Origin of the sequence: Chitinolyticbacter meiyuanensis (assembly GCF_008033135.1) — a bacterium.
In the GTDB taxonomy this organism is placed as follows: domain Bacteria; phylum Pseudomonadota; class Gammaproteobacteria; order Burkholderiales; family Chitinibacteraceae; genus Chitinolyticbacter; species Chitinolyticbacter meiyuanensis.
In genome coordinates, this window is sequence record NZ_CP041335.1 from 3,418,476 (window position 1) to 3,435,178 (window position 16,703).

Below are 16,703 nucleotides of genomic sequence, written 5' to 3' on the forward strand. Positions count from 1 at the left end.
TTGTTTGGCCGGCTCACCGAACTACTCATCCTTCTTGAGCAGCGGTGATTGCGGCACGTAGTTGTAGGCCTCCGGCCGGCGCTGCCGTAGCCGTGCCGCCATATTCAACACCTCATAAAGCCGTGGCCGATTGGCCTGCATCGCCATGGTCAGCGGTGTAGTGCCGTCCTGATAGCGGGCCAACGGATCGGCGCCATGATCAAGCAGCACCACGCTGGCTTCGAGATGACCATTGGCCACCGCCTTGTGCAGCGCAGTCCAGCCATCGAAGGTCGTGGCATTCACCTGGGCACCTGCCGCGATCAACCGCCGCAGCACCTTGGCCTGACCACGCGTCGCCGCCTGAATCAGCGGAGTGAAGCCATGCTTGCTGACAGCATCGACGCGGGCACCATGCTTGAGCAGCAGCTCGACCGCGCCTTCATGGCCGTTGAGCGCCGCCCAGTGCAGCGCGCCATAGCCATCCGCATCGTGGGCATGAATGGCGCCACCGACACGCAAGAGCGCCTCGGCCATCGTCGCATTGCCCTCGAACGCGGAGCGGATCAGCGGCGTCCACTCCTGCTCGTCGCGCGCGTCGACTGGCAGACCTGCACGCAGGAACAGCCCGATTGCCGCCTCGTCTCCCCGGCTGACCGATTGGTGGAAATCGCGTGCACTGGCGCTCAACCCCCGCTCCTCCAGCTCGGCCTGTGCCTTTTCGTGCACGTGCGCCCACACATCCGACTCGGTCTGCTGCGGCATCACCACATGGTCATAGCCAAAGGCCAGCGACATCAGCTCGGCACCGACCTCCGGCGGAAAGCCCTGGCGCTCCGGCCTATCCATGATCAGCAGTTCTTCAAAATACGCGGACAGCGCCGGGCTTCCCCAGAGCTCGACGATGCGCTCCACGATGCGTGGATAACGCTCGGCAAGCAACCTGGGATAGCGATTCCCCAGCTCGTAACGTTCCAGATGTTGGCGCAGCAGGTCGGACATAGCCCGTGTAAGCAATTTTCTTGCAACGATGTTGGCTCATTGTAACCCATGTCCGCGCCCTCGCCGACCGCATCCCGGTTGGCAATGAGCACGCGCACTACCGCCGCAAAAACGCTGGACAAAGGCCGAGGTCGAACGATATGATCCGCCCTCTTCGCGTCAGGCTCACGCCCGACGCCAAGCCGACATGGTGAAATTGGTAGACACGCTATCTTGAGGGGGTAGTGGCTGCGGCCGTGTGAGTTCGAGTCTCACTGTCGGCACCATTAAAAAGCAGATCAGCCGGGTTCAACCCGGCTTTTTTGCGTCCGTTGTTGCCTATATCCCCCTCGCCACCGTTCCAACGTTGTTTAGCTCGCAGTCTCGTCCTATCCTTGGCCCAGGAGAGGCGGAGAAGTCACGGCATTCAAATTCTTTCAGTGAAAGAAATAATCACAAATCGACACCGAACTGCACGCGCCCGCAACACCAGTGGAGCCCACTGATGCACCGAAACGAAGCAAATGCACGAAAACTGAGCAAGTCCGGCCAAGCGCCTGCAGGCAATTACTTATGGTCTTCCGACGGATGCAGGCCCTAAGCTACAAGCACATCACGTAAGATAAATCACCGAATCATAATTTAATCATGCACATTGAATAAGAAAACTTTCAATTTGCATGTGTTTTGCGGGCGTTCCCCGTGCCGGAGAGTGGACTATGTCGATACGCACCCGACTGATAGGCTTGGCTGGTCTGGCCATGGTGCTCGGTTTCCTTGCCACGCTGGGCTATGTCGCCACCGCCGCCAACCTATCCGGTGGCACGCTGGCACTGGCGGTGGTGATCGCCTTGGTCAGCGTGCTGGTCGCCCTGGGTGCCTTGCTGTTCGCCGCCCAGAGCGTGCTGCAGCCACTCGGTCAGATGCGCGATGCAGTACGTGAGCTCGGCAGCGACCGGGGCGACCTGAATCAGCGGCTCCCGGTGCGCAGCGACGACGAAGTGGGCGGCCTTGCCGATGCCATCAACGTGTTCGTGGCCCGTCAGCAAGGGGTACTGCGCGAAGTGCAGCGGGAGATGGAAGGCCTCGCCATCGGCCTGCATGAGCTTTCCACCGTGAACCGGCAGATGGAAAAGGATACCAACCAGCAGTCCGACTTTGCTGCGTCCTCCGCCGCCACGGTTGAGCAGATCACCGTCAGCATCACCCACATCGCCGACAACGCGCGCGACGTGGACAGCGTGGTTTCCGAAACCCAGCAGCTCTCTGAAACCAGCGCCGAATCGGTTGCACTGGTCTCGCAGGAGGTCGGTCGCGTCTCCGAGGCGATGCAGCTGTTGTCGACTACCATGGACAACCTCGGCAAGCGTTCGCACGAGATCAGCGGCATCGTCGGCGTGATCAAGGACATCGCCGACCAGACCAACCTGCTCGCGCTGAACGCGGCCATCGAGGCAGCGCGTGCGGGCGAGCAGGGCCGTGGCTTCGCGGTGGTGGCCGACGAGGTGCGCAAGCTCGCCGAGCGCACTGGCCAGGCCACGGTGGAAATCGCCCGCATGATCGACTCGATGGGTCGCGAAACCTCCGCCGCGGTCGGTGGCATGGGCTCGACCGTCAGCCAGGTCCAGGGCAGCGTGACCAGCGCCGACAATGCCCGCCAGCACATGCTGGACATCGCCGAGCGCATGGCCCACGTGGTGGAAGCGGTGCGGCAGATCGCCGAATCGACGATGGAACAATCGTCGGCGACCACCACCATGGCGCAGGCGGCGGAGCAGATCAACCTGATGGCGCAGGCCACCGATTCGGCGCTGGGCCAATCCGGCAAGACGCTGTCGCATCTCGACCAGCGCGCCGGGCAGATCCTGGAGCTGGTCGGCCGCTTCAAGCTGGCCGACATCGAGGTGCTGCACTGGTGGCTTGCCTCCAGCGAGGCACGCGCGGTCTCGGAAGTGAAGGCGTTGCTCAACAAGATGGGCCACCACTGGATGGATGCCCATGGCGGCGGCGACAACCCGATGGCTTCCCTCAAGACCCGGGTGCAGTCCGGCAACCCGCCGACCGCAGCAGCCATCGGCGGCGTGAAGATCCAGAACTGGGCCAAGGACGGCGTGTGCGCCGACCTGACCGAGATTGCCCGCGAGCAGGGCTGGTCACGCGTGCTGCCAGCGGTGTTCGACCAGATGATCCAGCACAATGGCCAGTACGTGGCGGTGCCGCTTGGGACCGCGCGTACCAACATGTTGTGGGTGAACGCGCAAATCGTGAATCGCCTCGGCCTGCGCCCGCCGCAAAGCTGGGACGACTTCTTCAACATGGCAGAAAAACTGAAGCAAGCCGGCATTCCGACGCTGGCGCACAGCGAGCAGAGCTGGCAAGTCGCCACCGTATTCGAGGCGATTGCGCTGGGCCAGGGCGGTACCGATTTCTACCTGAAGGCATTCAGCAAGCTTGATCAAGGTGCACTGACCGGGCCGACCATGATCCGTGCGCTGGAAACGCTGAAGCGCTTGAAGCCGTACATCACACCGGACCCGGTCGGCCGCGACTGGAACCTGGCGACCGCCGACGTGATCAACGGCCGCGCCGCGATGCAGCTGATGGGCGACTGGTCCAAGGCCGAGTTCGTGCAGGCCGGCAAGACGCAGGGCAAGGATTACCTGTGCTGGCCGGCGCCGACCATGGCCGGCGACTATAGCTTCGCCGCCGATACGCTGACGATGTTCAAGCAGACCGACCCGCTGCGCGTTGCAGCCCAGCGCGACTTCGTGCGGCTGTTGATGAGCCAGGAAGGGCAGGAGGTATTCAACCTCTACAAGGGCAACATCCCGGCGCGCACCGACGTCAACCTCAGCCGCTACGACGAATATGCCCGCCAATCGACCAAGGACTTCGTCGCCGCCGCCAACAAGGGCGTGCTGGTGCCATCGTGGGCGCACAACATGGCGGTACAGGACAATGTCCGCTCGGCCTTCTTCGATGTGGTCGGTGCCTACTGGACCGACGACCGGATGAGCGCCCAGGATGCGGCACGGCGCTTTGCCGATGCGTCACGGCGCTGAGCAGCGTTCGTACCGCCTCATGCAAAACGCCCGGCTTGGCCGGGCGTTTTGTTTTTCCGAAGCGATGTAATCAGTGTGCGCCAGCAACCTTTGTCTTGCCCATGCGCTCAAGCACATGGTGCGTCATGCCCTGCGCCAGTTCGTGCTCGCCCATGAACACGCGGCCGACTTTTTCCTTCGCCAGCAGCTCGGCCTCGTCTTCGCTATGCGTGCGCACCACCACCTCGACTTGCGGATTGAGCTGGCGCGCGATATCGACCATCTGCCGCACGTTGAAAGCGTCCGGCGTCGCGATTACCAGCATGCCGGCGCGCGCAATATGCGCCTGGATCAGCACTGCCGGCTCGGCCGCGTCGCCCGACACCGCCGGTATGCCCTGGGCGCGCAGGCCCTCGACGATCTCGCGGTTCTGCTCGGCCACGACGAAGGGCACACCCTGCTTCATCAGCGCCTCGCCGATACGGCGCCCGACCCGACCGTAGCCGACCAGCACCACCTGCCCGGTCAGAAGACCCTGGTCGGTTTCCATCGGCAGTTCCGCCAGCGGGTCATCACGACGCTCCAGCAGGCGCGCCAGCGTGGAGCGGGACCGGATCCAGCGCTGGGCAGGCTCGATTGCCTTGAATACTGCGGCATTGAGCGCGATCGAGATCAATGCGCCGGCCAGCACCAGGCTCTGCCCTTCCACCGGCAGCAACTTCAACGCCACGCCCATGCCGACCAGGATGAACGAAAACTCGCCGATCTGGGCCAGGCTCGCCGACACAGTCAGCGCGGTATTGAGCGGATAGCGGAACGCCAATACCAGGCCGAAGGCGGCGATGCTCTTGCCGACGATGATGATGGCAACGACCGCCAGTACCTGCAGCGGCTGCTCGATCAGGATGCGTGGATCGAACAGCATGCCGACCGAGACGAAGAACAGCACGGCAAAGGCGTCACGCAGCGGTAGCGACTCCTCGGCGGCGCGATGGCTCAGATCCGACTCACGCATCACCATGCCGGCGAAGAAAGCACCCAGCGCGAACGACACACCAAAGAGCTTGCCCGCGCCGTAGGCGATGCCAAGCGCTACTGCGACGACGCACAGCGTGAACAGCTCGCGCGAACCGGTGCGCGCCACCTGCCACAGCAACCAAGGGAACACCCGGCGACCGATCACCAGCATCAGTGCAACGAAGATCGTCACTTCGCCGAGGGTGCGCGCCAGCGTCCACCACAGATCGGTACTGGAACTGGCGGCGACCTGTTCGGCGCCAGCCCCCCCCAGCATCGGCGCCAATGCTGGCAACAGCACCAGCACCAGCACCATGGCGAGATCCTCGACGATGAGCCAGCCGACGGCGATCTTGCCGTTCATGGATTCGAGCACCCCACGGGTTTCCAGCGCCTTCAACAGCACCACCGTGCTCGCCACCGACAAACTGAGCCCCAGCACCAGGCCTGCGCCCAGCGACCAGCCCCACCACCACGCCAGACCCATGCCCATCAACGTGGCCACGCTGATCTGCAGCACCGCGCCAGGCAGGGCGATCTTGCGCACCGACAACAGATCGTCCAGCGAAAAGTGCAGGCCTACGCCGAACATCAGCAGCATCACGCCGATCTCGGCCAACTGCCCAGCGAGGCCCACATCGGCGACGAAGCCGGGTGTGCCAGGGCCGATGACGATGCCGGCGAGCAGATAACCGACGAGCGAAGGAATCTTGAAACGGGCGCAGATGAAACCGAACACCAAGGCGAGGCCCAGGCCGGCGGCAATGGTGGAGATCAGGCTGATGTCATGTGGCACGCTAAGGGGCACTCCTCTGGCTGGCGATGCGGCTTGCGCCCATCATATCTGTTGATGCCCACATTAAACCCCAAAACGGGCTTGAAGTTCACCGTAAATCCCCGGCATATCACGCAGTTTTAGCGTTTTACTCCGCTATAGCCGCGTGAGTGCGATGCTGAACACCGCCGCTGCCGTCTTGATCGGGTCGTGCCGCACCGTGTTGCCGAGGAAACTGGCAATGCGCGAGCGGATCACCTGTGCGCCCATGGCTCGCAGCCGCTCGAACTCCCCCTTCACCGGTTGCGCCGCTTCGGCACGATAGGCCTCGCACACCGCATCCGGGATCGCTTCGTCGTTGACGATCACGTGATCGACGCGTGCCAGGCCATGGCGGAACAACGCATCGAGGTGATCCGCCGCACCGTAGCCATCAGTCTCACCGGCCTCGGTCATGATGTTGCAGACGTAGACGATATCCGCACGGGTGTTGCCGTTGATCGCGGCGCATACCTCCGGCAGCAGCAGGTTGGGCAGCACGCTGGTGTAGAGGCTGCCTGGGCCGAGCACGATCACGTCGGCTTCCCACAGCGCTTGCACCGCCTCGGGCACCGCCACCACCGGCGCATCATGGAACACACAGCGGATCGGCGAACCCTGGCTGGCCAGCTGCGATTCGCCGGCGATGATGCGGCCGTCGGCGAGCTCGGCCTTCAGCACCGTCGCCTTCGGTGATACCGGATAGACCCGACCCTTGATATTGAGCACGCGGCCGATCTGCTCGACGGCATGCACGAAGTTGCCGCCATGGATGGCATTCATCGCGCAGATCAGCAAGTTGCCGAGCGAATGGCCTTCTAGATAGTGCGTTTCGTCGGCGGCAAAGCGGTACTGGAACAGCTCGCCCAGCAGCGGTTCGTCCTGCGACAGCGCCACCAGCACATTGCGGATGTCGCCAGGTGGCGGCATGTTGAACTCGCGCAGCAGCCGGCCGGAACTGCCACCGTCGTCCGCCACCGTGACGATGGCGGCAAGGTCGAGCGGAAAATGCTTGAGGCCCCGCAGCAGGGAAGACAGGCCGGTACCGCCGCCCAGTGCCACCACCCGCGGATAACGCGCAATCATGCCGCCTCCCCGACCACCTGGGTCCTGGCGATGCGTGGCTCCCGAATCGGCAGATTGCACAGCGCCGCGACAGCCGCCAGCGCCGCGTCGGCGTACCACATCCACTGGTAGTTCCCGCTCTCGATCAGTGCGATGCCGCCCAGCCAGGCGCCAAGGAAACCACCAACCTGGTGCGACAGCAGTGTCAGTCCGAACAAGGTGGCGAGATAGCGCGTACCAAAGAGCTTGCCAACCACGCCTGCCGTCGGTGGCACGGTGGCGAGCCAGGTGAAACCGAGGCCAACGGCAAACAGGTAGAAGGTGAGTTCGGTCTTGGGTGCCGCGAGATAGGCCAGCACCAGCAGCGCGCGTGAGCCGTACATCCAGAACAACACGTACTTGCCGCGATAACGCTGCCCCCACCAGCCGGCAGCCAAGCTGCCCACGATATTGGACAAACCAATCAGCGCCAGTGACCAGCTGGCCACCGAAGCAGGCAGCCCACACAGGTTGACCTCTCCCGGCAGGTGCGTGACCAGGAAGGCGATGTGAAAGCCGCAGGTGAAGAAGCCCGCGTGCAGCAGCAGGTAGCTGCGGTCGCGCAAGGCTTCGGCGACCGCCTGCTTCAATCCCCCCGGCTTGGCGGCCTCGAGCTGAGTGACGTGGCTGCCCTGCGTGCCCTGCAACAGGCGGGTAATCGGCAAGGCAGCGACCGCGATCAGCGCCAGTCCCCACAGTGCCCCCATCCAGCCGACCACGGTGATCAACCCTTGAGTGAGCGGCGCGAATACGAACTGGCCGAATGAGCCGCCGGCATTGAGGATGCCTGAAGCCATGCCACGACTCTCGGCCGGCAGGCGTTGCGCCAGCGCACCGATCAGCACCGAGAAGCTTGCGAGGCCGGCCCCTGCGGCACTCAGCACGCCCAGCGTTAGGTCAAGCAGGCCGCTGTTGCGAGCAAACGGGGTCAGCGCTGTACCCAGTGCCATCAGCACCAGGCCGGCCGCCAGTACCCGCGGCGCCCCCCAGCGATCCGCCGCTGCGCCGGCCAGCGGCTGCACAGCCCCCCAGGTGAACTGGCCAATGGCCATGGCAAGGCTGATGGCGGCAATGCCGAGCCCGGTGCCGTGATGCAGCGGGAACACGAATAGGCCCATCGACTGCCGCACGCCCTGCGACACCACCAGCAGCAACGCCGCCAGCAGTACCAGCGTCCAGTCCCGCCTTGCCGTATCGCCCATCACCGCCCCCACGCAAAGACAGCCAGCCTAACGGGCTGAGCACAATTTGACTATCGGGGATGTAGCGGATGAGCCATCACACGATTACAAATGCAACTAAATTGCAAAATAAACGATTTCTTGTTAACTTGCGCACCTCACAAATGCCACTGAGTTTCATATGAACAAGGATACCCGCCTTCCCGTCACCGTGTTGTCCGGTTTTCTCGGGGCCGGCAAGACCACCCTGCTCAACCATGTGCTCAACAATCGAGATGGGCTGCGCGTCGCCGTCATCGTCAACGACATGTCCGAAGTGAACATCGATGCACGGCTGGTGCGCGAAGGTGGCGCCGCGCTATCACGCGCCGAAGAAAAGCTGGTCGAGATAAGCAATGGCTGCATCTGCTGCACGCTGCGCGAAGATCTGCTGCTAGAAATCCGCCGCCTCGCCGCCGAGGGCCGCTTCGACTACCTGCTGATCGAGTCGACCGGTATCTCCGAACCCATGCCCGTCGCCGAGACCTTCACCTTCCGCGACGAACAGGGCGCCAGTCTGTCCGACCTGGCCCGACTCGACACGCTGGTCACCGTGGTCGACGCCCACAATTTCCTGCGCGACTACGCCAGCGAGACGCCGCTTGCCGGGCACGGCGAGACGCTGGGCGACGATGACCAGCGCACGCTGGTCGATCTATTGGTCGAGCAGATCGAGTTCTGCGACGTGCTGGTCATCAACAAGTGCGACCTCGTCAGCGCCGAAGAACTGATGCGGTTGGAAACGATGCTCCGCGCGCTCAACCCGCGCGCCGAGCAGGTGCGCAGCGAACACGGCCGGGTACCGCTCGCATGCATCCTCGACACCGGCCGTTTCGATTTCGACACCGCCGCCCAGGCGCCAGGCTGGCTGCAGACGTTACGCGGCGAACATACGCCGGAGACCGAAGCCTATGGCATCACCAGCTTCGTCTACCGCGCCCGCAAACCCTTCCATCCCCGCCGCTTCTGGGACTGCATCCATCAGCCCTGGCCGGGCGTGATCCGCTCCAAGGGCTGGTTCTGGCTGGCAAGCCGCCCCGCCTTCATCGGCAGTTGGTCACAAGCCGGCGCCACCTCGCAGCACGGTCCGGCCGGGCTGTGGTGGGCCGCCGTGCCGGAGGCGCACTGGCCTGACGACGCCGACACCCGCAGCGCCATCACGGCCGACTGGCATCCGCACTACGGCGATCGCCAACAGGAGCTGGTGCTGATCGGCATCGATCTCGACCAGGCCGCGCTGACGCGCCTGCTTGATGCCTGTCTGCTCACCGATGCCGAGCTCGCCGCACCGGCCAGCTTTATCGACCAGCTGGACGACCCCTTCCCCAGCTGGCAACTGCAGAACGCCACCTAACCCAGCCGTATCCCCAACCAGGAGTCACCATGTTCTACCGTTGCATCGGCAGCCCGCCTCGGGCGCTGCCGCTGGCCCCGCTCGTCGCCGCGCTGACACTCGCGCAGGCCCCATCCGTATTGGCGGACGACGAAACCACGCTCCCTGCAGTCGTCGTCACCGCCAACCCGCTCGGCAATGCTGATCCGCTCGCCACCACCAGCGTGCTGCAAGGACCGGCATTGCTGCTGCGCGATGCCACCACGCTGGGCGACGTGCTGGCTGGACAGCCAGGCGTCGCGTCGACGTCGTTCGGGCCGGGTGCCAGTCGCCCCATCCTGCGCGGCCTCGATGGTGATCGCATCCGCATCCTGCAGAACGGCGTCGGCGCGCTCGATGCCTCCGGGCTGTCGTACGACCATGCAGTGGCGCAGGATGTGGCAAGCGCCGAGCGCATCGAGGTCGTGCGCGGCCCGGCCGCCCTGCTCTATGGCGGCAGCGCCATCGGCGGCGTGGTCAATACGCTCGACAACCGCATCCCGCAGGCCCGGCTCGATGGCAGCACCGGCACCGCCCGCCTGGAATACGGTGGCGCCGCCAACGAACGGCTGGTCGCCGGCCAGCTCGAGGCGGGCGACGGCAACTACGCCGTTCACGTCGACGGCTTCAATCGCCGCAGCCGCGACCTGCGCATCCCCGGCTACGCCTGGTCCGAGCGACAGCGCGCCGGCCTCGGCAGCTTTACGCCACCGGAGCATGATCACGGGCACGAGCACGAGGAGGAAGGCCACGAGGCACACGCCGAATCCGCCTACGGCACACTGCCCAACAGTGATAGCCGCGCCTACGGTGGCGCCATCGGCCTGTCCCGCACCTGGGACGATGGCCACCTCGGTCTCTCGCTCGGCAGCTATCGCAGCAACTATGGCTCGGTCGCCGAGGAAGATGTGCGGCTGGACATGAAGCAGGATCGGCTGGCGCTGTCATTCGCGCGGCAAGGTCTCACCGGCGCCTTCACCGGCATCGCAGCCGATCTGGCCTACACCGACTATCGCCACCAGGAGCTGCACGGCAGTGAGGTTGGCACCACGTTCAAGAACCAGGGCGTCGAGGGCCGGATCGAGGCGCGGCATGCGCCGCTGGCCGGTGCCGACGGCGTGATCGGGCTGCAGTTCGGCCACAGCGATTTCTCCGCGCTCGGCGACGAGGCCTTCGTGCCGGATACCGGCAGCGCGCAGCTGGCACTGTTCGCTCTGGAACAATGGCAACTGTCCGCACTGCAACTGAGCTTGGGCGGCCGCGTCGAGCACAGCCGCTACGATCCGGACGGCGGCGACAACCGCCGCTTCGCCGACATGGCGGCGCAACGCTTCACCGCCGGCTCGTTGTCCGCCGGGCTGGTTGCCCCGCTGGCGCCGGGCTGGTCGTTCGCCGGCCAGCTTGCCTACACCGAACGCGCGCCGAGCTACTACGAGCTTTATGCCAATGGCGCGCACGTGGCCACCGGCACGTTCGAACGCGGTGATCCGGATGCGGGCAAGGAACGTGCGACCTCGATCGAGGCCGCACTGCGTTATCAGGCCGGCGCCAGCCGGCTGTCGCTGGGCGCCTACTACAGCCGCTACGCCAACTTCATTGCGCTGGAGCGCACCGGACTGTGGTGCCACGCCCACGGCGACCACGACCATTGCGGGGACGAGGCGCACGATGGCGATGCGCCCGAATATCAGTATCAGGGCGTACCGGCCAAACTCTACGGACTGGAATTGGACAGCAGCTGGCGGATGTACGCCGACATAGCCCGCAGCGTCGATCTGCTGGTGTGGGGCGACATCACACGCGGGATCAATCGGGAAACTGGTGAACCGTTGCCGCGGCTGGCGCCGGCCCGCATCGCCAGCGCGGTGGTCTACGGCCAGGGCGCCTGGTCCGTACGCGGTGAGCTACAGCACGCCACCGATCAGAACCACGTGCCGTCGGGCGATACGCCAACCGACGGCTACACCGTGGCCAACGTGGCAATCAGCTATCGCTTCAAGCAAGGCGCCAGCGACTGGTTGGCCTATTTGCGCGGCGACAATCTGGGCAACGAGGAGATCCGCTACGCCAGCGCGCTGACCCGCGATATCGCGCCGCAAGGCAGGCGCAGCGCCCGCGTCGGCATGCAGGTTGCGTTCTAGCCCGCTACCGACCTCCGCTACGGGCCGGCGTGCATCGGCCCGGCGGCGGAGCCGGTCGATCAATCGACCAGGCGCGCCTTCACCGGCTTGCCCTTGATGCCCTTGGCCTCGATCCGGGCCAGCGCCTGCTGCGCGTAGTCGGCCGAGACGGCAACGAAGGTCTGGAAATCGTAGAGATCGATCTTGCCGACTGCCGAGCCCGGCAAGCCGGCGTCGCCGGTCAAGGCACCCAGTACATCGCCGGGCCGTAGCTTCTGCTTGCGCCCGGCGGCCAGGCACAGCGTCGCCATCCCTGCCGCCATGGTGTACGCCGTCTGCCCATTGAGCTGGCCGGCATCGCTCAGCGGCAGCGAGTAGTCGAGGTAGGCTTCGATGCCCTTCTGCCGTTTGGCCTGGCTCGGCGACACCAGGCTGAACGCATAGCCGTGCTTGCCGGCCCGACCAGTGCGGCCGATGCGGTGCACGTACACCTCGGGATCGTAGGGCAGCTCGTAATTCACCACGGCGGCCAGATCCTTGATATCGAGCCCACGCGCGGCCATGTCGGTCGCCACCAGGATGGGGCTGCTGCCATTGGCAAAGCGCACCAGCATCAGATCGCGGTCACGCTGTTCCAGATCGCCATGCAGCGCCAGCGCGGCATAGCCATCGGCGCGCAGTGCATCGGCCAGTTGCTGGCAGTCGACCTTGGTGTTGCAGAACACCACGGTCGAGGCCGGCTGATAGTGCGCGAGGATGGCCTTGAGCAGCGCAGGCTTTTCTCCATTGTCCTTCACTGCGTACACCTGCTGCTCGATGTGCTTGGCGTCGTGCAGCGCCTCCACCGTCACCACCGCGGCATCGCGCTGTACCGATGCCGAGAGTTGGCGGATCTCCTCGGGATAGGTCGCGGAGAACAGCAATGTCTGCCGACGGGCCGGGCAGAACGAGATCACGTCGTCGACTTCGCCAGCGAAGCCCATGTCCAGCATGCGATCGGCCTCGTCGAGCACGAGCATCCGGAGCCGGGCCAGATCGAGCGTGCCCTTGTGCAGGTGATCCTGGATGCGACCGGGCGTGCCGACGACCAGATGTGCACCATGCTCCAGCGAGCCAGCCTGGGGCCCGAGCGGCGTGCCGCCGCATAAGGTCAGTATCTTGAGGTTGGGCAGGTGGCGCCCCAGCCGGCGCAGCTCCTTCGCCACCTGATCCGCCAGCTCACGCGTCGGGCACAGCACCATGCCCTGCACTTTGAACAGCGTGAGGTTGAGCTGCAGCAGCATGCCAAGGCCAAAGGCGGCAGTCTTGCCGCTGCCGGTCTTGGCTTGGGCAATCACGTCCTGCCCCGCCAGCACCAACGGCAGGCTCTGCGCCTGGATCGCCGTCATCGCCGAGAAACCCAGGCTGTCGAGATTGGCCAGAAGCTCGGGCGGCAGGCTGAGGCTGGCGAAGGTAGGGGCGGAACGGGACATGGCAACACCGGCGGGCTGGATGCTGCAGCATACGCGACAGCGGTTCGAGGCAAACGAAAAAGGACTTGAGCTCGCGCTCAAGTCCTTCTTGAATCTGGCGTCCCCACGGGGATTCGAACCCCGGTTATCGCCGTGAAAGGGCGGTGTCCTAGGCCTCTAGACGATGGGGACAGAGGCAGGTGAGAAAGTGGCGCGCCCGGAGCGATTCGAACGCCCGACCCTCTGGTTCGTAGCCAGATACTCTATCCAACTGAGCTACGGGCGCGCTGTTTTCTTACCTTAGTTGCTACCTTGCGATGTTGCCATCGAAGGTCCGCTGGCGGAGACGGAGGGATTCGAACCCTCGATAGAGGTTTTGGCCCCTATGCTCCCTTAGCAGGGGAGTGATTTCAGCCACTCATCCACGTCTCCGTCAAGGGAAGCGGGATCATACCCGCCGCTCCCGCTTGCGTCAAACGCTAATCGCGCAATAGCGCGAATCAGGCCTGATCGAGGCCAAACGCCTTGTGCAGCACGCGCACCGCGAGCTCAAGGTACTTCTCGTCGACGATAACCGAGATCTTGATTTCCGAGGTGGAGATCATCTGGATATTGATGCCTTCCTCGGCCAGCGTGCGGAACATGGTCGAGGCCACACCCACATGCGAGCGCATGCCGACGCCGACGATGGACACCTTGCAGATCTTGTCGTCGCCTTCGATGCGCTTGGCGCCGATATGCGCCTGCACGCCTTCCAGCACCTTGATGGTGCGGGCAAGGTCGTTCTTCGGCACGGTGAAGCTGAAATCGGTGGTGCCGTCCTGACCGACGTTCTGAATGATCATGTCGACGTCGATGTTGGCATCGGCCACCGGGCCGAGGATCTGGTAGGCAATGCCGGGCTTGTCGGGCACGCCGGTGACGTTGACGCGGGCCTCATCACGGTTGAATGCGATACCGGAGACGACGGGCTTTTCCATGTTCGGGTCTTCCTCGAAGGTAATCAGCGTGCCCTCGCCTTCTTCCTGGAAGCTGGAGAGCACGCGCAATTTCACGTTGTACTTGCCGGCGAATTCCACCGAGCGGATCTGCAGCACCTTGGAGCCGAGGCTAGCCATTTCCAGCATTTCCTCGAAGGTGATGGTCTTGAGCTTGCGCGCCTCCGGCACCACGCGCGGATCGGTGGTATAGACGCCGTCGACGTCGGTGTAGATCTGGCATTCGTCGGCCTTGAGCGCAGCGGCAAGCGCCACGCCCGATGTGTCCGAACCACCACGGCCCAGCGTGGTGATGTTGCCTTCGGCATCCACGCCCTGGAAGCCGGCGACGATGACGACGCGGCCGGCGGCGAGATCGGCGCGCATCGCAGCGTCATCGATCGACTGGATACGGGCCTTGGTGAAGAAGGAATCGGTCAGGACCTTGACCTGCGCACCGGTGTAGGACTTGGCGTCGACGCCGGCCTCCTTGAGGGCCATGGCCAAAAGGCCGATGGTGACCTGCTCACCGGTGGAAATCACCACGTCGAGCTCGCGCGGATCCGGATTCGCCTGGATTTCCTTGGCGAGCGCGATCAGACGGTTGGTCTCGCCGCTCATCGCGGAGACCACGACCACCACGTCGTGGCCCTGCGCCTTGAACTTGGCCACGCGACGCGCCACGTTCTTGATGCGCTCGGGCGATCCGACCGAGGTGCCGCCGTACTTCTGGACGATCAATGCCATGTTGCAACCTGTTGAAAGGGATAGTGCTGGGTAATCGGTACGCCGCCGGTCCAGCGTAGACCCTGCGGCGAAAACGGGCATTGTAATAGAAAGCCGCCCGGCTTTTCGAGGCCTTACACCGCCAGAACCGGCACTCTGGGTGCGATTGCGCACATCAATTCGTAACCGATCGTACCGGCAGCGGTGGCCACGTCGTCGATGGACAGTTGCCGGCCCCAAAGTTCCACCGCGCTGTCGACCCCGGCGCCGGGCAGATCGGAGAGGTCGACCGCCAGCATGTCCATCGAGACCCGGCCAACCAGCCGGGTGCGCACGCCATTCACCAGCACCGGCGTACCGGTGCCGGCGTGCCGCGGATAGCCGTCGGCATAGCCGCAGGCAACGATGCCGATGGTCATCGCCCGATCGGCAGTGAAGGTGGCGCCATAGCCGACGGTATCGCCAGCCAGTAGCCGCTGCACGCCAATGATGGCGGACTGCAACGTCATCGCCGGCACGAGGCCAAGCTCCGCAGCCGACTTGTGGGCAAACGGCGACGAACCATAAAGCATGATGCCCGGCCGGACCCAGTCGCGCCGGGCAGCCGGGTAGTCGACCAGCGCCGCCGAATTGGCCACCGTCGTCGGCAAACTGAGCATTGCCGTCGCAGCATCGAAGCGCGACAGCTGCGCGGCGATGCCGCGGGCCGGCTCGTCGGCGGTGGCGAAATGGGTCATCAGCGTGATCGAGGCAACATTCGCGTTGCCACGCAGCCGCTCGACCACTGCCGCAGCCGCTTCCGCCGGGAAGCCGAGCCGGTTCATGCCGGTGTTGAGCTTGACGAACACGCCAACCGGGCGCGGTAGGACAATGCCTTCCAGCCGGGCCAGACTGGCGTCATCGTGCACCGCCAGCCACAGCCCGAGCTCGCTGGCAAGCTGCAGCTCAGCGACGCTGAATGCCCCTTCCAGCAGCAGGATGGGCTGGTTGTAACCAGCCTCGCGCAACCGGCGCGCGCCGTCGATCTCCAGGATGGCATAGCCGTCGACGTCGCCGAAGGCGGCGGCGGCCCTGAGCAGGCCATGGCCATATGCATCGGCCTTGACCACCGCGAACACCCGGCTCTGCGGTGCCAGCGCCTTGGCCACGCCGTAGTTGTGACGCAGCGCGTCGGCATGGATCAAGGCGCGTATCGGCCGGCTCATTCGATTTCCTCGGCGGCGCGGCGCTCGCGCCAGCGCCGGTAGTACCAGACGCCAACGATGACGGCGACCACGCCCAGCACCACGAAGATGCCGGTCTGGCCGCGCTTGATCCACGTCAGCAGCCACTCGTGGTTGTTGGCACCGAAATAACCGAGGTAGACCCACACCGGCACGCTGATGAGCGCGGCGAAACCATCGAGCAGCAGGAAACGCCAGAACGGCACGCACCGGCTCATGCCAGCGGTGAGGAAAATGGGAGAACGCAGGCCAGGCAGGAAACGGGCGACGAACAACACGCGGTTGCCGTAGCGGGCGAATTTGTCCTGCACCGCCTCATAGCGCTCCGGCGTGAGCACGTGCGCGACCCAGCGCCATTTCAGCGCTCGCGTACCGTAGTGCCGTCCCAGCCAGAACATGGTGGCATCGCCGACCAAGACGCCCGCCATGCCCACCGCAAACATGGTGTGCACATTGGCAAAGCCGAGCCCGGAAATGATGCCCCCCGCCACCAGCGTGATGTCTTCGGGAATGGGCACGCCGAAACCACAGATCAGCAGGACGAGGAAGACGGCGAGATAACCGTAATCGGTGAATATCGTGACGAGGTATTGCAGGATGTCCATCAGCAACCTGGCGCGGCAACTGCGCGATGGCGGATCATAGCACGGGGCCTTGCGCTTACTGCGCACACCCCAC

The 16,703-nt window shown here is 64.6% G+C and carries 11 protein-coding genes and 4 tRNA genes; 4 read left to right on the forward strand and 11 right to left on the reverse strand.

The window, feature by feature from the left end:
- Positions 1 to 21: 21 nt before the first annotated feature.
- The gene (locus FLM21_RS16350; RefSeq protein WP_148716591.1) at positions 22 to 981 is read right to left on the reverse strand and encodes an ankyrin repeat domain-containing protein; all 960 of its coding nucleotides are present in this window, start codon (positions 979 to 981) and stop codon (positions 22 to 24) included.
- 181 nt (positions 982 to 1,162) lie between these two features.
- On the opposite strand from FLM21_RS16350, the gene FLM21_RS16355 reads away from it, so the two are divergent.
- Positions 1,163 to 1,247 (forward strand) — tRNA-Leu (locus FLM21_RS16355).
- A 432-nt stretch (positions 1,248 to 1,679) separates the two neighbouring features.
- Positions 1,680 to 4,022, forward strand: a complete 2,343-nt coding sequence (locus FLM21_RS16360) for an extracellular solute-binding protein (RefSeq protein WP_187359944.1) — start codon at positions 1,680 to 1,682, stop codon at positions 4,020 to 4,022.
- A 70-nt stretch (positions 4,023 to 4,092) separates the two neighbouring features.
- Here FLM21_RS16360 and FLM21_RS16365 read toward each other — a convergent pair whose 3' ends face one another.
- The 3 genes from FLM21_RS16365 to FLM21_RS16375 all read right to left on the reverse strand — a co-directional run bounded on the left by FLM21_RS16365 (position 4,093) and on the right by FLM21_RS16375 (position 8,138).
- Entirely contained in the window at positions 4,093 to 5,814 is a 1,722-nt protein-coding gene (locus FLM21_RS16365) for a cation:proton antiporter domain-containing protein (protein ID WP_148716593.1), read from the reverse strand.
- Between the two features lie 135 nt (positions 5,815 to 5,949).
- Positions 5,950 to 6,918 carry a gluconeogenesis factor YvcK family protein gene (locus FLM21_RS16370; protein WP_148716594.1) on the reverse strand — a complete coding sequence of 323 codons (969 nt, stop codon included), beginning with the start codon at positions 6,916 to 6,918 and terminating at the stop codon, positions 5,950 to 5,952.
- The gene (locus tag FLM21_RS16375) at positions 6,915 to 8,138 is read right to left on the reverse strand and encodes an MFS transporter (RefSeq protein ID WP_148717586.1); all 1,224 of its coding nucleotides are present in this window, start codon (positions 8,136 to 8,138) and stop codon (positions 6,915 to 6,917) included. The genes FLM21_RS16370 and FLM21_RS16375 overlap by 4 nt, the downstream gene beginning before the upstream one ends.
- A 160-nt stretch (positions 8,139 to 8,298) precedes the next feature.
- Here FLM21_RS16375 and zigA point away from each other — a divergent pair, with 160 nt between their 5' ends.
- Both zigA and FLM21_RS16385 read left to right on the forward strand, forming a co-directional pair.
- A complete protein-coding gene (gene zigA / locus FLM21_RS16380) occupies positions 8,299 to 9,510 on the forward strand; it encodes a zinc metallochaperone GTPase ZigA (protein ID WP_148716595.1) in 1,212 nt (403 codons plus the stop codon).
- A gap of 29 nt (positions 9,511 to 9,539) precedes the next feature.
- Entirely contained in the window at positions 9,540 to 11,669 is a 2,130-nt protein-coding gene (locus tag FLM21_RS16385; protein ID WP_148716596.1) for a TonB-dependent receptor, read from the forward strand.
- A gap of 59 nt (positions 11,670 to 11,728) precedes the next feature.
- Here FLM21_RS16385 and dbpA read toward each other — a convergent pair whose 3' ends face one another.
- The 7 genes from dbpA to FLM21_RS16420 form a co-directional block, all read right to left on the reverse strand.
- Entirely contained in the window at positions 11,729 to 13,120 is a 1,392-nt protein-coding gene (dbpA, locus tag FLM21_RS16390) for an ATP-dependent RNA helicase DbpA (RefSeq protein WP_148716597.1), read from the reverse strand.
- Positions 13,121 to 13,215: 95 nt separating this feature from the next.
- Positions 13,216 to 13,291, reverse strand: a tRNA-Glu gene (locus tag FLM21_RS16395).
- 17 nt (positions 13,292 to 13,308) lie between these two features.
- Positions 13,309 to 13,385: transfer RNA gene (locus FLM21_RS16400), tRNA-Arg, on the reverse strand.
- A 52-nt stretch (positions 13,386 to 13,437) separates the two neighbouring features.
- Positions 13,438 to 13,531: transfer RNA gene (locus FLM21_RS16405), tRNA-Ser, on the reverse strand.
- A gap of 68 nt (positions 13,532 to 13,599) precedes the next feature.
- The gene (locus FLM21_RS16410; RefSeq protein WP_148716598.1) at positions 13,600 to 14,823 is read right to left on the reverse strand and encodes an aspartate kinase; all 1,224 of its coding nucleotides are present in this window, start codon (positions 14,821 to 14,823) and stop codon (positions 13,600 to 13,602) included.
- Between the two features lie 113 nt (positions 14,824 to 14,936).
- A complete protein-coding gene (gene alr, locus FLM21_RS16415; RefSeq protein WP_148716599.1) occupies positions 14,937 to 16,007 on the reverse strand; it encodes an alanine racemase in 1,071 nt (356 codons plus the stop codon).
- On the reverse strand, positions 16,004 to 16,630 hold the full coding sequence (locus tag FLM21_RS16420; RefSeq protein ID WP_148716600.1) for a DedA family protein: 627 nt from the start codon (positions 16,628 to 16,630) through the stop codon (positions 16,004 to 16,006). Before FLM21_RS16420 ends, alr begins: the two co-directional genes overlap by 4 nt.
- Positions 16,631 to 16,703: the final 73 nt, after the last annotated feature.